Annotated in this window: 20 protein-coding genes; 8 read left to right on the top strand and 12 right to left on the bottom strand. The window is 72.0% G+C overall.

Going from position 1 to position 15415, the window contains the following annotated elements; genetic code table 11:
• Positions 1–65: 65 nt before the first annotated feature.
• Positions 66–1478, top strand: a complete 1413-nt coding sequence (locus CG719_RS11805; RefSeq protein WP_100568512.1) for a glutamate decarboxylase — start codon at positions 66–68, stop codon at positions 1476–1478.
• Positions 1479–1492: 14 nt separating this feature from the next.
• Here the strand turns inward: CG719_RS11805 and CG719_RS11800 are convergent, their stop codons facing one another.
• The gene (locus CG719_RS11800; protein WP_100568511.1) at positions 1493–2953 is read right to left on the bottom strand and encodes an aldehyde dehydrogenase family protein; all 1461 of its coding nucleotides are present in this window, start codon (positions 2951–2953) and stop codon (positions 1493–1495) included.
• Positions 2954–3100: 147 nt separating this feature from the next.
• The gene (locus CG719_RS11795) at positions 3101–3925 is read right to left on the bottom strand and encodes a helix-turn-helix domain-containing protein (protein ID WP_100568597.1); all 825 of its coding nucleotides are present in this window, start codon (positions 3923–3925) and stop codon (positions 3101–3103) included.
• Between the two features lie 334 nt (positions 3926–4259).
• Between CG719_RS11795 and CG719_RS11790 the strand changes: the two genes are divergently transcribed.
• Positions 4260–4760: an ATP-binding protein gene (locus CG719_RS11790; protein WP_199836604.1), complete on the top strand. Its 501-nt coding sequence runs from the start codon at positions 4260–4262 to the stop codon at positions 4758–4760.
• 94 nt (positions 4761–4854) lie between these two features.
• Here CG719_RS11790 and CG719_RS11785 read toward each other — a convergent pair whose 3' ends face one another.
• The 8 genes from CG719_RS11785 to rpmG all read right to left on the bottom strand — a co-directional run bounded on the left by CG719_RS11785 (position 4855) and on the right by rpmG (position 8452).
• Complete coding sequence (locus CG719_RS11785) at positions 4855–5121, bottom strand: DUF397 domain-containing protein (protein ID WP_100568509.1); 267 nt, start codon at positions 5119–5121, stop codon at positions 4855–4857.
• A 146-nt stretch (positions 5122–5267) separates the two neighbouring features.
• Positions 5268–5732 (bottom strand): SRPBCC family protein, encoded by a 465-nt coding sequence (locus CG719_RS11780; RefSeq protein ID WP_100568508.1) that lies wholly within the window; start codon positions 5730–5732, stop codon positions 5268–5270.
• Between the two features lie 43 nt (positions 5733–5775).
• Positions 5776–6123: an ArsR/SmtB family transcription factor gene (locus tag CG719_RS11775; RefSeq protein WP_100568507.1), complete on the bottom strand. Its 348-nt coding sequence runs from the start codon at positions 6121–6123 to the stop codon at positions 5776–5778.
• Between the two features lie 28 nt (positions 6124–6151).
• Positions 6152–6526, bottom strand: coding sequence for a VOC family protein (locus CG719_RS11770; RefSeq protein ID WP_100568506.1), 375 nt, complete (start codon positions 6524–6526; stop codon positions 6152–6154).
• An 83-nt stretch (positions 6527–6609) separates the two neighbouring features.
• Entirely contained in the window at positions 6610–6846 is a 237-nt protein-coding gene (gene rpsR / locus CG719_RS11765; RefSeq protein WP_100568505.1) for a 30S ribosomal protein S18, read from the bottom strand.
• A 4-nt stretch (positions 6847–6850) separates the two neighbouring features.
• On the bottom strand, positions 6851–8029 hold the full coding sequence (locus tag CG719_RS11760; protein ID WP_100568504.1) for a CobW family GTP-binding protein: 1179 nt from the start codon (positions 8027–8029) through the stop codon (positions 6851–6853).
• Positions 8026–8280: a type B 50S ribosomal protein L31 gene (locus CG719_RS11755; RefSeq protein ID WP_100568503.1), complete on the bottom strand. Its 255-nt coding sequence runs from the start codon at positions 8278–8280 to the stop codon at positions 8026–8028. The genes CG719_RS11760 and CG719_RS11755 overlap by 4 nt, the downstream gene beginning before the upstream one ends.
• A gap of 7 nt (positions 8281–8287) precedes the next feature.
• The gene (rpmG, locus tag CG719_RS11750) at positions 8288–8452 is read right to left on the bottom strand and encodes a 50S ribosomal protein L33 (RefSeq protein WP_100568502.1); all 165 of its coding nucleotides are present in this window, start codon (positions 8450–8452) and stop codon (positions 8288–8290) included.
• Between the two features lie 62 nt (positions 8453–8514).
• Here rpmG and rpmB point away from each other — a divergent pair, with 62 nt between their 5' ends.
• The 4 genes from rpmB to CG719_RS11730 all read left to right on the top strand — a co-directional run bounded on the left by rpmB (position 8515) and on the right by CG719_RS11730 (position 10305).
• Positions 8515–8751: a 50S ribosomal protein L28 gene (gene rpmB, locus CG719_RS11745; RefSeq protein WP_100568501.1), complete on the top strand. Its 237-nt coding sequence runs from the start codon at positions 8515–8517 to the stop codon at positions 8749–8751.
• A 34-nt stretch (positions 8752–8785) separates the two neighbouring features.
• On the top strand, positions 8786–9091 hold the full coding sequence (gene rpsN, locus CG719_RS11740) for a 30S ribosomal protein S14 (protein ID WP_100568500.1): 306 nt from the start codon (positions 8786–8788) through the stop codon (positions 9089–9091).
• A gap of 76 nt (positions 9092–9167) precedes the next feature.
• The gene (locus CG719_RS11735; protein ID WP_100568499.1) at positions 9168–9689 is read left to right on the top strand and encodes a hypothetical protein; all 522 of its coding nucleotides are present in this window, start codon (positions 9168–9170) and stop codon (positions 9687–9689) included.
• A 91-nt stretch (positions 9690–9780) separates the two neighbouring features.
• Complete coding sequence (locus tag CG719_RS11730) at positions 9781–10305, top strand: DUF4232 domain-containing protein (RefSeq protein WP_100568498.1); 525 nt, start codon at positions 9781–9783, stop codon at positions 10303–10305.
• Between the two features lie 86 nt (positions 10306–10391).
• On the opposite strand, the gene CG719_RS11725 is transcribed toward CG719_RS11730, so the two are convergent.
• Positions 10392–11513 (bottom strand): DUF2786 domain-containing protein, encoded by a 1122-nt coding sequence (locus tag CG719_RS11725; RefSeq protein WP_100568497.1) that lies wholly within the window; start codon positions 11511–11513, stop codon positions 10392–10394.
• 126 nt (positions 11514–11639) lie between these two features.
• On the opposite strand from CG719_RS11725, the gene CG719_RS11720 reads away from it, so the two are divergent.
• Both CG719_RS11720 and CG719_RS11715 read left to right on the top strand, forming a co-directional pair.
• Positions 11640–12410: a Clp protease N-terminal domain-containing protein gene (locus tag CG719_RS11720; RefSeq protein WP_100568496.1), complete on the top strand. Its 771-nt coding sequence runs from the start codon at positions 11640–11642 to the stop codon at positions 12408–12410.
• A gap of 148 nt (positions 12411–12558) precedes the next feature.
• The gene (locus CG719_RS11715) at positions 12559–14253 is read left to right on the top strand and encodes a bifunctional 3'-5' exonuclease/DNA polymerase (protein WP_100568495.1); all 1695 of its coding nucleotides are present in this window, start codon (positions 12559–12561) and stop codon (positions 14251–14253) included.
• Between the two features lie 94 nt (positions 14254–14347).
• Here CG719_RS11715 and CG719_RS11710 read toward each other — a convergent pair whose 3' ends face one another.
• On the bottom strand, positions 14348–15241 hold the full coding sequence (locus CG719_RS11710; RefSeq protein WP_100568596.1) for a glycosyltransferase family 2 protein: 894 nt from the start codon (positions 15239–15241) through the stop codon (positions 14348–14350).
• Positions 15242–15415 lie beyond the last annotated feature (174 nt).

The following is a 15415-nucleotide window of genomic DNA, read 5'->3' as shown; positions in this document are numbered from 1 at the left end:
CCGCCTCCTCGAACCCCCCGGCCCCAGGAACCCATCGATCGCGTCGATCCCGCAGGAGACAGCCCATGCCGCTGCACCGAGGACACGAGAAGCCCGACGAGCGCCCCCTGTCGGTCAACCCCTTCTACGGAGAGGCGAATCCGGCCGTCGAGATGGCCGAGGCGCCGCCCAAGCACCGGCTCGGCGACACGCCCCTGCCGCCCTCGACGGCGTACCAGCTCGTGCACGACGAGCTGATGCTGGACGGCAACTCCCGGCTGAATCTGGCCACGTTCGTCACGACCTGGATGGAGCCGCAGGCCGACGTCCTGATGAACGAGTGCCGCGACAAGAACATGATCGACAAGGACGAGTACCCGCGCACCGCCGAACTGGAGCGGCGCTGTGTGGCGATGCTCGCCGACCTGTGGAACGCGCCGGATCCCTCCGCCGCAGTGGGCTGTTCGACGACCGGGTCGAGCGAGGCGTGCATGCTCGCCGGGATGGCGCTCAAGCGGCGCTGGGCGCGGCGCAACGCCGACCGCTACCCCGGGCGGGATGCCCGGCCGAACCTCGTCATGGGCGTCAACGTCCAGGTGTGCTGGGAGAAGTTCTGCAACTTCTGGGAGGTCGAGGCCCGTCAGGTCCCCATGGACGGCGACCGCTACCACCTCGACCCGCAGGCCGCCGCCGAGCTGTGCGACGAGAACACCATCGGGGTCGTCGGCATCCTCGGCTCCACCTTCGACGGCTCCTACGAGCCGATCGCCGACCTGTGCGGGGCCCTGGACGCCCTCCAGGAGCGCACGGGCCTCGACATCCCGGTGCACGTCGACGGCGCCTCGGGCGGCATGATCGCGCCCTTCCTCGACGAGGACCTGGTCTGGGACTTCCGGCTCCCACGGGTGGCCTCGATCAACACCTCGGGCCACAAGTACGGGCTGGTGTACCCGGGTGTCGGCTGGGCGCTGTGGCGGGACGGCGAGGCGCTGCCCGAGGAGCTGGTCTTCCGGGTCAACTACCTGGGCGGTGACATGCCGACCTTCGCGCTGAACTTCTCCCGGCCCGGCGCGCAGGTGGTGGCGCAGTACTACTCGTTCCTGCGGCTGGCCCGCGAGGGCTACCGGCTGGTGCAGCAGTGCACCCGGGACGTGGCCCGCCACCTCGCCGAACGGGTCGAGGCGCTCGGCGACTTCCGGCTGCTGACCCGCGGCGACCAGCTGCCGGTGTTCGCCTTCACCACGGCGCCGGAAGTCGAGGCCTACGACGTGTTCGACGTCTCCCGGCGGCTGCGCGAGAACGGCTGGCTGGTGCCCGCGTACACCTTCCCGCCGAACCGGGAGGACCTGTCAGTCCTTCGCGTGGTCTGCCGCAACGGGTTCTCGGCCGACCTCGCCGAGCTGTTCCTCGACGACCTCGGCCGCCTGCTGCCCCAACTGCGCCGCCAGCCGCACCCGCTGACCCGGGACAAGAAGGCGGCCACCGGGTTCCACCACTAGAGCCTGCCGCGACCCTAGAACGGGAAGCCGCTCCGGCCGTGCTGGACCGAGATCCACTTCAGCGTGGTGAAGGCGTCCAGGGTCGTCTCGCCGTTCAGACGGCCGATGCCGGAGTGCTTCTCGCCGCCGAAGGGGACGAGCGGCTCGTCGTGGACGGTGCCGTCGTTCACGTGGAACATGCCGGTGTCGATCCGCCGGGCGAAGGCGACGCCCCGTTCGACATCCGCCGTGTGGACGGCGCCGCTGAGGCCGTACGGGGTGTCGTTGACGATCCGGACCGCCTCCTCCTCGCCGTCGAACGGGACGACGAAGGCGACCGGCCCGAAGACCTCCTGGCGGAGCAGGGCGGAGTCGGCGGGCAGGTCCGTCAGGACCGACGGCTCGACGAGGTTGCCAGTGGTGGCGCCGCGCAGCAGGGCGGTGGCCCCCTCGGCGATCGCCTGCTGGACGACGCCCGACAGCGCGTACGCCTGCGTGGAGTTGATCACCGGGCCGATGACGGTCTCCGGGTCGCGCGGGTCGCCGACCTTCAGCGAACCGACCTTGGCGACGAACTTCGCGGTGAACTCCTCGGCGACCGAGCGGTCCACCAGGATCCGGTTCGCGGCCATGCAGACCTGGCCCTGGTGGACGTACCGGCTGAAGACGGCCGCGTCGACCGCGTAGTCGAGGTCGGCGTCGTCCAGGACCACGACCGCGCTGTTGCCGCCGAGTTCCAGGACCGAGCGCTTGAAGTGGGAGGCGCAGACGGTGGCGACGTGCCGGCCGACCTGGTCGGAGCCGGTGAAGGAGATGACCTTGGGGACGGGGTGCTCGATGAAGGCGTCGCCGATCTCGGCTATGTCCGTGATGACGACGTTGAGCAGACCGGCCGGCAGACCCGCGTCCTCGAAGATCTTCGCGATCAGGGAGCCGCCGGTGACCGGGGTGTCCTGGTGCGGCTTGAGCACCACGCCGTTGCCGAGGGCGAGCGCCGGGGCGACCGACTTCAGGGACAGCAGGAAGGGGAAGTTGAAGGGGCTGATGACGCCCACGACACCGACCGGCACCCGGTAGAGGCGGTTTTCCTTGCCGTCGACCGGGGAGGGCAGGATCTTCCCCTCGGGGCGCAGCGCCAGGTGGATCGACTCGCGCAGGAACTCCTTGGCGAGGTGCAGTTCGAAGGCGGCCTTCAGACGGGTGCCGCCGAGCTCGGCGATGATCACGTCGGTGATCTCCGGCTCCCGCTCCTCGACCAGCCGCAGCGCCTTCTCGAAGACGGTTCTGCGCGCGTAGGCGTTGGTCGCGGCCCATTCCTTCTGGGCGCGGGCGGCCGCACGGTAGGCCTGGTCCACCTCGTCGACCGTGGCTATGGTGATCGAGGCCAGCTTCTCCCCGTCGTAGGGATTGAAGTCGATGATGTCCCAGGAGCCGGTCCCCGGGCGCCACTCGCCGTCGATGTACTGCTGGGCCAGTTCGGTGAAGTAGGACGACATGCGCTCCTCGATCCCCTGCCGCGAGACGGTCGAAGCAGTCGGAGCCCCGGATCAACCCCCGATCACTTCTTCATGGTCTGATCGCGTGTCATCGTACTTGCGAGCGAGGCGAGTTGGGCGTCCGATGCGTGTTTCCGGGGGGGTTCCCTACGACAGCTGGAGCAGCCCGCGCAGCAGGTCGCGGCTCTCGTCCGGGCCGGGTCCGTCGTGCTGGAGTTCCTCCAGCGTCCGCTCGTACTGGGCGACGTCCTCGGGCTTGTCCAGGTAGAGGGCGCTGGTGAGCTGCTCCAGATAGACCACGTCCGACAGGTCCGACTCGGGGAAGCTGAGGATGGTGAAGGCCCCGGACTCGCCGGCGTGCCCGCCGAGGCTGAACGGCATGATCTGCAGCCGTACGCTGGGCCGCTCGGACATCTCGATCAGGTGCTGCAACTGCCCGCGCATCACGTCACGGTCGCCGTGGGGACGGCGCAGGGCGGCCTCGTCCAGGACGATGTGGAGGTCGGGCGCGTTCTCCGAGACGAGGTACTTCTGCCGCTCCATGCGCAGCGCCACCCGCCGCTCCACGTCGGCCTCGCTCGCGCCCTGCATACCGCGCCGGACCACTGCCCGGGCGTACGCCTCGGTCTGCAGCAGTCCGTGCACGAACTGCACCTCGTAGACGCGGATCAGCGACGCCGCGCCCTCCAGTCCCACATAGGTGGGGAACCAGTTCGGCAGGACGTCTGAGTAACTGTGCCACCAGCCCGCGACGTTGGCTTCCCTGGCGAGGGAGACCAACGAGGTGCGCTCCGTCTCGTCCGTGATGCCGTACAGGGTCAAGAGGTCTTCCACGTCTCGGGTCTTGAAGCTCACCCGGCCCAACTCCATCCGGCTGATCTTCGATTCCGAAGCGCGGATCGAGTACCCGGCCGCCTCGCGCGTGATCCCCCGCGCTTCCCGCAGCCGCCTGAGTTGCGAGCCGAGCAGCATGCGCCGCACCACCGATCCTGGCTCTCCCGCGCTCACGTTCGCCAGCCTCCCCAACCGTCTTCAAGGCCCGCAGTCTGCCACTAATTCACTCCGAGCTGTACTCGCGCGATTACGGAAACGGAAAGAGATCAAGGAATATGCGCGGGCGCCCGCCAGGCGGGAGACCGGCAGATGACAGGAAGATGGCGGAAAAAATGGCCAGTAAGCGGTACGGGGAGGAGCATTTCGGTCGCGTGCACGTGCATCTGCCCTTGCATCTGCTCTGCCCATCCGAAACCATGGTCTCGCGCCACCGCTGCATCGCAACGACCGCGGATTACCGGGAGTGCCTCGCATGGGGACGAATGGATCGACCATGCTCGAGCCGTTACGGCTGGGCCTTCCCCCGCTGGATCCCGCGGCCGTGGCCGGCGCGGCCTCCTGCGCACTGCCCGCCCGCTACGAAGCGGTGCGCGAGGCGAGACGGTTCACCCGCACGACCCTTGACCGCTGGGAGCTGGACGACCGGTTCGAGGACGTCTGCCTGGTGGTCTCCGAACTGGTCACCAACGCCCTGCGGCACGGACTGCCGGAGCCTGCGCCGGAGCCCGCGTGCGACCACGACTCGCCCGTGCGGCTGCATCTGCTGCGCTGGACGGGGCGGCTGGTGTGCGCGGTGCGCGATCCCAGCCGGGAGAGCCCGGTCGCCCGCGAGACGGACGACTTCTCGGCGGAGTCGGGCCGCGGCCTCTTCCTCGTCGACTCCTTCAGCGACGGCTGGGGCTGGCACCCGCTGACGGGCACCCTGGACGGCAAGGTGGTCTGGGCACTCTTCCGGCTGCCGCCCGCCGAATGACGAACCGCGGCCCTCTTCTGCGCCGCGGTTCTACGCGCGTCACCGCGTGTCGCGCTCCGGTCGCCCGGGGTCACGCGCATGACCGAAGGGAACGTCAGCCCGCTATCAGGTGGTCGAACTCCCCGTCCTTGATACCGAGGAGCATCGCCTCGATCTCCGCGCGCGTGTAGACGAGCGCGGGACCGTCGGGGAAGCGGGAGTTGCGCACCGCCACGTCTCCGCCCGGCAGTCGCGCGAACTCCACGCAGGAGCCCTGCGAGTTGCTGTGCCGGCTCTTCTGCCAGGCCACTCCGCGCAGCCCTGCCGCCGCCATGCCGTTGTACACGTCGCCCCCGTACCCGCCCTCGACGTCGTGGTCCACAGGTCGCTCCCCGGTGGTGCACTGGCTGGTATGGCCATTGATGCATCGGTCAACTGATCCGGATCATAGCCCTGTTCACATGCAGATGCGCGCGCAGATGCACGTGCACGAGGAGTGGTCCAGCGGTTACAGGCCTGCCGCCCGCCTCACCCGAGCCGCTCCAGCGTCTGCCCCAGAGCGCGCAGGACATGCGAGCGCCATCCCCCGTCCATGATCTTTCGCGCCATCATCTGTGCCGGGTCGTCCGGATCGAATCCGTCGTGCACCAGGAAGAGACGCGTGCCGCGGCCTTCCTGTTCCAACGTCCAGGTGAGTGTCCAGTCCGCGGGATTGGCCGGATCGGCGTCCCTCCAGCGGACGGACAGCATCCGCCGGACGTCGTAGGCGAGGACCTCCACGTCGACGACGCCGGAGAAGCGGGAATTGGGACGCGGGACGGAGGTCATCCGGTAGCGGTGGCCGACCTCCAGGCGGAAGTCCGCGGCACCCGGCATCTGCCACTGCGCGAGGAGCGAGGGCTCGGTGAGGGCCCGCCAGACCTTGGCCGGCAGGTGCGGGTAGAACTGGTCGACGCGGATCGTGGTGAGGTCGTCGTGGGGGTCGGTGCTCATGTGCGATCGCCGTGGGGTGTGGGGGCCGGGCCGGGGTCGGCGCTCAGGTGGGACTGTCGTCGGGCATACGGTCCAGCAGCGCGCCGAGTTCCTTCATCCGGCCGCGCCAGAACCGCTCGTACGGGTGGAGCCAGTCCTGCACCTCCGCCAGCGGGGCCGCCTCCAGTCGGTAGATGCGCTGCCGCCCGGCGCGCTGTTCGGAGACGAGGCCGGCCTCCCGGAGCACCTTGAGGTGTTCCGAGAGGCTGGGGCGGCGCATGGCGAAGCGGTCGGCCAGCTCCTGGACGGGCTGGGGCCCCTCCTCGCGCAGCAGCCGCAGCACCTCGCGGCGGGTGGCGTTGGCAAGCGCGGCGAAGACGCGGTCCTCGGCGGCGGTGTCCGTCCCCTTCATGCGGTGCTCGTCCCGTTCATGGCGGCGGTCAGAAACCTTCCTTCTCCGTCAGCAGCATCAGACCGTTGCCGTCGGGGTCCGCGAAGGAGGCCATGCGGCCCCAGGGCAGGTCGTCCGGACCCTGCACCGGGATGCCCGCCTGCGCGAGCCGCGCGCAGGCGGCGTCGACATCGGTCGTGACCAACATGATCCCCCGTGCCGATCCGGGCTCGAAACCCCCCATCCCCGGCCCGGAGAGCGTGAAGACCGTCTGCGCCCCGGCGGGCGCCACCTGGAGCCAGCGCCCCTGGGGCATGTCCCGGTCGGCGACGGTCTCGAAGCCGAGGACGTCCGTGTAGAAGCGCAGCGCGCGGTCCTGGTCGCCGACGGGGAGGGTGATGAAGGAGGCGTGAGTGATGTTCATGGGGACGACTTTAGGTAGGAGATTTCCTACGTGTCAACCGTAGGGAATCTCCTACCTATCGCCCGCCCCCGCCGCCGGCCGGATCAGCGGCCGGACGAGTACGGCAGCAGCGCCATCTCCCGCGCGTTCTTGATCGCCCGCGCGAGGAGCCGCTGCTGCTGGGCCGTGACCCGGGTGACCCGGCGGCTGCGGATCTTGCCGCGGTCGGAGATGAACCTGCGCAGCAGGTCGGTGTCCTTGTAGTCGATGTACGAGATCCCGGCCTGCTCCAAGGGGTTGGGACGGGGCTTGGCGGGCTTGCGGTCGCTCTTGCGAGGCATCGGGTCAGACCTCCAGGAGGGTGTCGAAGGCGGACGCCAGGCCCCTCCAGGCCTCGCGCCCGGCGGCGTACTCGGCGTCGGTCAGCAGACAGGACTCCAGCAGCCGTTCGAGGCCGTCGCGGTCCAGGCCGGGGGAGGTGAAGACGAGGTGCTGGCAGCGGTCGCCGTGCTCCGGGTGCCAGTCCAGTGCGGCCGCGGCCCGGCGCACCGGCGGGACCAGGTCCCAGGCCGCGTCCGGCAGGGAGGCGAGCCAGGGGCCCACGCCCTCCACGCACAGCGCGCCGCCGGCCGCGTCCCAGTGCAGCAGCGTGTCCGGCCGGTCGGCCAGCCAGAACCGGCCGCGGCTGCGCGCGGCGGCGCAGGTCAGGTCCTCGAGGGCCGTGTACAGCCGTTCCGGGTGGAAGGGGCGGTGGCGGCGCCAGACCAGCGTCGAGACACCGTGCGCGTCGGTCTCGGCGGGCAGTAGCGCGCACGCCGGATGCTGGGCCGCCGCGGCCGCCTCGACGTCGAATCCGGCGAGGGCGGCGCGGACCAGCTCCGAACGTCCGGTGGCCTCCCCCGCACGTGCGTGGGAGGTGCCCTCCGGGTCACCGTGGCCGATCGGGACCCGGCGGGCCGTCGGGTGGAGTTGTGCCAGCAGTTCTCGGTCCTCGTCGTCGGCGTCGGGGGAGTCGGCGACGGCAAGCACGGGTGCGTACTCGAGCTGCCGGGCGAAGGTGTCGGCGACGGTCCGCTGGTCGGTGGCGGCCGCGGCGAGCCCGCCGTCGGCCAGATCGTCGCCGTTGCCGAGGTACGGCAGGACCAGGGCCGGGTCGACGGCGGTGATCACTCCGGTGACGGTGAGGCCGCCGGCCACCACCACCTCGGCCATCGCCTTGGGCTCCACGGAGTCCCACAGTTCGACCACCGCGAGCCGGGTCCGCCCGGCGTCGGCGATCCCGCGCAGCTCCGGCACCAGGTCCTCGCGCAGCGCGCAGCACGCGCAGTCGTTGACCAGGGGCGTCTCACCGCGGGACAGCTCCCCGGAGGCGTCCCGGACGGTCCGCACGACCGTGCCCGCGGGGGCCGTCGCCAGGTCGTGGTGGAGCGCGACGCTGCCTGGCACCTCGGCGAGGAGACGCGCGACGGCCGCCCTCCGGGCGTCGGCGTGCAGCCCGCCGACGATCACCACCGACAGACTCACGCCCCGCCCCGCTTCCCGTACCGGCGCTCGAAGCGCTCCACGCGCCCGGCAGTGTCCAGGACGCGGGCGGTACCGGTGTAGAAGGGGTGGCTGACGTCGGAGATCTCGACGTCGACGACGGGGTAGGTGCGGCCGTCCTCCCACTCGATCGTCTTCTCGCCGGTCATGGTCGAGCGGGTGAGGAAGGCGTAGCCGGCGGCACGGTCACGGAAGACGACGGGCTCGTAGGCCGGATGGATTCCCTTGCGCACGGCGGCCTCAGCGCTCCTCTCGGAAGTCGACGTGCCGGCCGGCGACCGGGTCGTACTTGCGCAGGGTCAGCCGGTCCGGATCGTTGCGGCGGTTCTTGCGGGTGACGTAGGTGTAGCCGGTTCCGGCGGTGGACCGGAGTTTGACGACCGGGCGGAGTTCATTGCGTGCCATGCCGCTATGCTACTGAAAATGAATTCCATTTACATCACCGCACGAGGAGAGGTAGGTCACCCATGTCCGCCCACTGCATGCTGACCGGCGCCCGGCCCGGCTTCGGCAACCGCGTCTCGCACTCCCACCGCCGGACCTCCCGCCGCTTCGACCCGAACATCCAGAGCAAGCGCTACTGGCTGCCGAGCGAGGGCCGCCATGTGCGGCTCCGGCTGAGCGTGAGGGCCGTCAGGACCGTCGACACGATCGGTGTCGAGGCGGCCGTGGCGCGCATCCGCGCGCGCGGAGTGAAGGTCTGAGGAACTCAGGACAACCGGGGAACAGGGAGACGCCATGGCGAAGAAGAGCAAGATCGCGAAGAACGAGCAGCGACAGCGGATCGTCGAGCGGTACGCCGCCCGGCGGGCCGAGCTGAAGGAGATCATCCGCAGGCCGTCCTCGACGCCGGACGAACGGCTCGCCGCCGAGCGGGAGTTGCGCGGGCAGCCGCGGGACGCGAGCGCCACGCGGGTGCGCAACCGCGACCAGACCGACGGCCGGCCGCGCGGTTACCTGCGCACCTTCGGCCTGTCCCGGGTGAGCCTGCGGGAGCAGGCGCACGCCGGGCATCTGCCCGGGGTCCGAAAGGCCTCCTGGTAGGGCCCGGCCTTGGTGGCTTGCTGCGGTCGTACCTGCCGCCGGACGGCCGGCCGGGGTCGAGGCTGGGGGCTTTCCGATGACGACGGCGATCAGGGCGACGACGGCTGCCAAGGCAACAGGAGTGAGCGCGGCGACGCGGATCGCGGCCGCGGTCCTGCTCGGCGCGCTCGCGCTCTCCGGGTGCGAGCGCGGCGGCTCCGGTGACACGGGCGGAGCCGGCGCCACCCCCGGCGCGACCGCGTCCACGACCGGCGGCGACGACGGCGGCGCGGGCGATTCGGCCGCCGATGATGACGGCGTGGACGGCAGTTGGCTCGCCACCACCGGTGGCAGGGCCGTGGCTCTGATCGTCAACGGCAAGCAGGCAGCGCTCTTCTCGACCGGCCGGACCATCTGCACCGGAACGACGGCCGAGGAGGGCGCGCGGCACGTGATCCGCCTCGACGCGTGCAAGTCCCGTACGACCGGCACGGTGGACTCCGTCAACAGGACCACGCTCCGCGTTACCTGGGAGGGTGGTCTCGGCACGGAGACGTACACGCGGTCGACCGGCGGGGCACTACCGTCGGGCCTGCCAACGGCGAGCCTGGGCTCCTGACGTTCGCGAAGCCGATCGCGGGGCGGGCAACCGCGCGGCGCGCTCATGCGTGATGATCCCCGGGCATCGTCACGACCCAAGGGACCAGTTCATGCGCGCCATTCCGCTCACCGTCACCGCTCTCACCGCGGCCCTCCTGCTCACCGCCTGCGGCAGCGGCGGCGACACCGGCTCCGGGGACAAGAACACCGGCAGCACGGCCTGCCGGATCGGCGGGCTCGGGGTCCAGGCCGGACCCGCCAACGCCGCGCCCGCCGCCGGGGACACGGGCGATGTGCCCGTCACCGTCACCAACCGGGGTGCCCGGTGCACCCTGGAGGGCTTCCCGGGCGTCACCCTGTCCGCCGGCAAGGCCACGGCGACCGTCCCGCAGGACACGTCCGGCAAGCCGCAGAAGCTCAACCTGGCCAAGGGCGACACGGCGTCCTTCACCCTCACCTACGTGCGGGCCAAGGAGGGCGGCGCCAAGAGCCTCGCGGTGACGTCACTGAAGCTCCGCCTGCCCGGAGCGTCCGACAGCCAGGACTTCCCGTGGTCCTACGGCCCGGTCCAGGGCAAGAAGGACGCGGGCGACCCGGACGCCTCGGTGACGGCCTTCCAGCAGGCCGGCGACTGACCGCGACGTCCTTCACGCGGGTGGCGGCGGACCACGACGCCGGTCTCGCGGACGGTTCACGCGGGTGGCGACCGGCCGCGGCGCCGTCACGCGGGTGGTGCGGCCCGTCGGCCGAGTGGCGGGCGGGACTTCACCTGGGCCCGGTCCGCCGCCCGGGCCCCCTCCTCCCAGCCCTCCGTGTCGCTCACCCCGCGCAGCCGGGTGGTGGTCGTCTCCGGGAACAGGCGGTCCACGCGGTCGGTGACCGCGACGTCCCGGGTCGCCAGGACGGGCAGCAGGTCCGCGGTGACCTGGGTCTCGGCGGCCGCCGCGAGGCGGGCGCCGACCCGGTGGGCGTAGGCGGCGAGGAAGGACTGCCGGAAGGTCTTCGTCCGCTTGCGCCCGCCCGCCCGCTGGGCGGCCTCCGCCCTGGTCATCGCGGTGGTGGCCTGGACCAGCAGCGAGGCGTGGAGCAGTTCGACCGCCTCCAGGTCGGCTTCGAAGCCGACGACGGTGGAGAAACCGAGGGCCTCGTTCCACACGGCGCGGCAGTGGTTGGCGGTGGCGACGGCGTCCAGCAGCACGGCCTTGGCCTGTTCGTACGGCGCCTCGACACCGATCCGGCAGGCGCCGGGGGCGTCGGGCGCCGGGGCGCGGGCCGCGAGCAGCGCCTCGTCCACGCTGTGCCGCGCCATCAGCTCCTGCGCCTTCGCGCTGAGCGCCTCCGCCTCCTCCGGGTACCCGGTCGCCTCCGCCTTGGCGAGCAGCGCCCGGATCCGGGTGAGCATGCGGGACTCGGCCCGGGGCGCGGGCGCGGTCTCGTCCAGCGGTTCGAGCGCGGGGAGCCGCAGCAGCAGGCGGTAGAGCTCCAGGACGGTGGTGGCGTGCGAGAAGCGGTCGGCGCGGGGCGGTTCCCCGCAGGGCAGTGCGTCGAGCTGGGCGGTCCAGCGCGGGCCGCGCGGCCGGTCGTCGGCCGACTGCGCGCGGACGAGCGCCGCGAGCAACTGCGCGTGGGCCTCGTCGAGCTCTCGCCGCACGAGCCGTGCGACATCGGCGGGCTGCCAGCCGCGCTGCCACGCCGTCGCCACGAACTCCCGTCCGCGCCTGAGGAGTTCGGCGTCCGCCGCGGGGTCGGCCGCCAGCAGGGAGGCACCGGCGTCGAGGGCGTCGTCGGAGGGTGCGTACAGGGCGGCCCGGAAGGCGCCGTCGACGGTGTTGGACGTACTCACCGCTCGATCGTGCCATGAGCTGCCCGAAACTCTGTCCACAGCCTGTGGACAACCATCCACCTCGGAAGGCGGCAGGGGTGTCAACTCAAGGTTGACACCCTGGGGTGCGCAACCTACGGTTGACACATGACGAACCCCACCATCAGGTCGAGCGTCCGTCTGGACGACCTCATCTCGGCCATCAAGACCGTCCACCAGGAACCCCTCGAACAGCTCCAGGACGCCGTGCTCGCCGCCGAGCACCTGGGCGAGGTGGCGGACCACCTCATCGGGCACTTCGTCGACCAGGCCCGGCGCTCCGGCGCCTCCTGGACCGACATCGGCAGGAACATGGGCGTCACCCGGCAGGCCGCGCAGAAGCGGTTCGTGCCCAAGGAGTCGACCGACCTCGATCCCAGTCAGGGCTTCAGCCGCTACACGCCCCGCGCCCGCAAGGTGGTCATGGCCGCCCACGAGGAGGCCAAGGCCGCCAGGAGCGCCGAGGGAACGCCCGCGCACCTGGTCCTCGGGCTGCTCATCGAACCGGACGCCATGGCCGCGCAGGCCGTCGAGGCCCAGGGCGTCACCCTGGACGCCGTCCGCGAGGCCGCGACCGCCGCCCTGCCGCCGGCGTCCGACGACGCCCCCGAGCTGGTCCCCTACAGCTCGGCCGCCAAGAAGGCCCTGGAGCTCACCTTCCGCGAGGCCCTGCGCCTCGGCCACAACTACATCGGCACCGAGCACATCCTGCTGGCCCTGCTGGAGCTGGAGAACGGCGAGGGCGTCCTCAGCGGCCTCGGCCTGGACAAGGCACGCACCGAGGAGTACGTGGCGGCGGCCCTGGCGGAGCTGGTGGAGGACCGGTCCCGCCAGGACGAGGACCAGGAGCCGCAGGCGGACGGCGGACAGGAGGGCTGACCTGCCCGGACAGGACGACTGGCCTCCCCGGAGAGCACGGCTGACCTCCGCGGGCAAGGCGGCCGGCCTGCCCGGACGAGGCTGCCGACCGCCCTCCTGAGCGGCAGGCCGGAGCCCGTTGTCAGACCTGCCTGCGACACTCGCCGACATGACCGACCGGTGGGCTCTGGCACCGGCCGAGGACGGCGGCGCCGAGGTCGCCCCCCTCGGCCGGGACGGCCTGCCCGCCGGCCCGGTGCACCGTGCCGCGGACCTCACGGACGCGGTCCGCGGCAGGCCGGACGTCGCACGATGGGTGTGGCGGTCCACCGCCGAGGTCTATCCCCGCCTGCTCGCCGCGGGCGTGCGGGTGGAGCGGTGCTACGACATCGAGGACGCAGAGACGCTCCTCCTCGGCCACGAGGGGCGCCACGGCGAGCCCCGCTCGGCCGCCGCCGCGCTGGCCCGGCTTCGCGGCGGCCCCGTACCGGCGGACCCGCCGCACCGGTCCGCCGAACCGGGCGCGCAGTCCTCGCTCTTCGAGCCGCAGGGGGTGCGCCTGCCGCTGACGGACCTGATCACGGTCTACGCCGAGCAGCAGCGGCGGCACGAACGAGCCGAACACCCCGACCGCATGCGCCTGCTGACCGCCACCGAGTCGGCGGGCACGCTGGTGGCGGCCGAGATGAACCGCGCGGGCCTGCCCTGGCGCGCGGACGTGCACCGCGAGGTGCTGCACGAACTGCTCGGCGAGCGGTACGCGGGCGGCGGCGAGCCCCGCCGCCTGGCCGAACTCGCGGACGAGGTGTCCACGGCCTTCGGCCACCGGGTGCGGCCGGATCTGCCCGCCGACGTCGTCAAGGCCTTCGCCCGGGCCGGGATCAGGGTGAAGTCCACCCGCCGCTGGGAACTCCGGTCCGTCGAACACCCGGCCGTCGAACCCCTGCTGGAGTACAAAAGGCTGTACCGGATCTGGGTCGCCCACGGCTGGTCCTGGCTGCAGGACTGGGTGCGCGAGGGCCGGTTCAGACCGGAGTTCCTCGCCGGCGGCACGGTCACCGGCCGCTGGGTGACAAACGGCGGAGGCGCGCTCCAGATCCCGAAGGTCATCCGCCGGGCCGTGGTGGCCGACCCCGGCTGGCGGCTGGTCGTGGCCGACGCCGCCCAGATGGAGCCGCGGGTGCTGGCGGCCATCTCCCGCGACCCGGGGCTGATGGAGGTGGCGGGCCGGGACGCCGACCTCTACCAGTCGGTGTCCGACCGGGCCTTCTCCGGCGATCGCGCCCAGGCGAAACTCGCCGTGCTCGGCGCGGTCTACGGGCAGACCTCCGGCGACGGACTGAAGAACCTCGCCGCCCTCAGACGCCGCTTCCCGAAGGCGGTGGCGTACGTCGACGAGGCCGCGCGGGCCGGCGAGGAGGGCCGGCTCGTACGGACCTGGCTGGGCCGCACCTGTCCCCCGGCCGCCGGGACGGGCGAGGACGCCGACGGGGAGGCGGGCCTCCCACAGGACGACCCGGCCACCGCGCAACCCGCCGACCAGGGCTGGATGCCGGGGTACGCCTCCACCAACTCGCGCGCCCGCGGCCGCTTCGCCCGCAACTTCGTCGTGCAGGGCAGCGCCGCCGACTGGGCCCTGCTGCTGCTCGCCGCACTGCGCCGCACCTGCCGTGACCTGGCGGCCGAACTGGTCTTCTTCCAGCACGACGAGGTGATCGTGCACTGCCCGGAGCAGGAGGCGGACGCGGTCGTCGAGGCGATCCGGCAGGCCGCGGAACTGGCGGGACGGCTGACGTTCGGCGAGACCCCGGTGCGATTCCCGTTCACCACGGCGGTGGTGGAGTGCTACGCCGACGCGAAGTGAGCGGACCTGCCCCCGCACCGACCCCGGCGGCCGTGTTCCGGCGGGTCGAACGGGCCGGACAGGGTCAGACGGGGCCGGACAGCGCCGGACGGGGTCAGACGACCGGCGGCCGGCCGAGCCGGGTCAGCCGCCACACCGTCCGCCAGCGCATGGGCCGCCGCTCCCCCGCCGGCTCGCGCACCCCCTCCACGAACCCGCCGCACCAGGCCCGCAGTCCGGCGAGCGACCGGGTCCGCACCAGGGTCAGGAGCGTCCACACGCCGAGGTGGACCGGGACCAGCGGAAGCGGCAGCCGCCGCCTGACCAGCCAGACCCGGTTGCGGGCGGTGACCCGGTAGTAGACGGCGTGCCGCGCTGGCGAGGTCTTCGGATGCCGCAGGAGCAGCTCGGGCGCGTAGAGGATCTTCCAGCCGGCGTCGGCGGCGCGCCAGGCCAGGTCGGTCTCCTCGTGTGCGAAGAAGAACTCCGCGGGCCAGTCCCCGGTCTGCGCCAGCATCGCCATCCGCAGGGCGTGCCCGCCGCCGAGGAACCCGGTGACGTACCCGCCCCGCATCGGGTCCGACCTGCCGATCCGCGGCACGTGCCGCTGCTGGGTCTCGCCGTTCTCGTCGGCGATGCGGAAGCCGACGATGCCGAGGCGCGGGTCGGCGGCGTACAGGTCCCGTACCCGGCGCAGTACGTCGGCGTCGACGAGGAGCCCGTCGTCGTCCAGCTCCACGACCACGTCGACGTCCCCGAACTCCCGCAGCCGGGCCAGGGCGGCGTTGCGCCCGCCGGGACAGCCGAGGTTCTCGTCGAGGTCGACCGCCGTGACCTCGCCGGGCAGGGACAGCCGGCGGGCGAACTCGGGCAGCCGGCAGCCGTTGCCGACGATCACGATGCGGGCGGGCGCGAGATCCTGCTTGGCCACGGACTCCAGCAGGGCGTCGACCTCGGCAGGCCGGTTGCCCATGGTCACCACCGCGACAGCGATCCTCGGCTCCACCACGGCCCTCATCCCATCCGACGAAGGCGCCCGCGCGGCGCCCCTCGTTCACCAGGATGTCGCCTCGGCGGCGCCGGTTGCCCTGACGCCACCTCACTTTGCGTGCTCTTACCCGCGCCTCACCTCAACCCGCCCGGAATCGGTACGAAAACCGCACCGCATGAACTGTGTTCATCA

Source organism: Streptomyces sp. CB01373, assembly GCF_002803075.1.
GTDB lineage: Bacteria > Actinomycetota > Actinomycetes > Streptomycetales > Streptomycetaceae > Streptomyces.
Note: the sequence above shows the minus strand (reverse complement) of the source record. Positions and strands in the feature narration are given on the sequence as shown.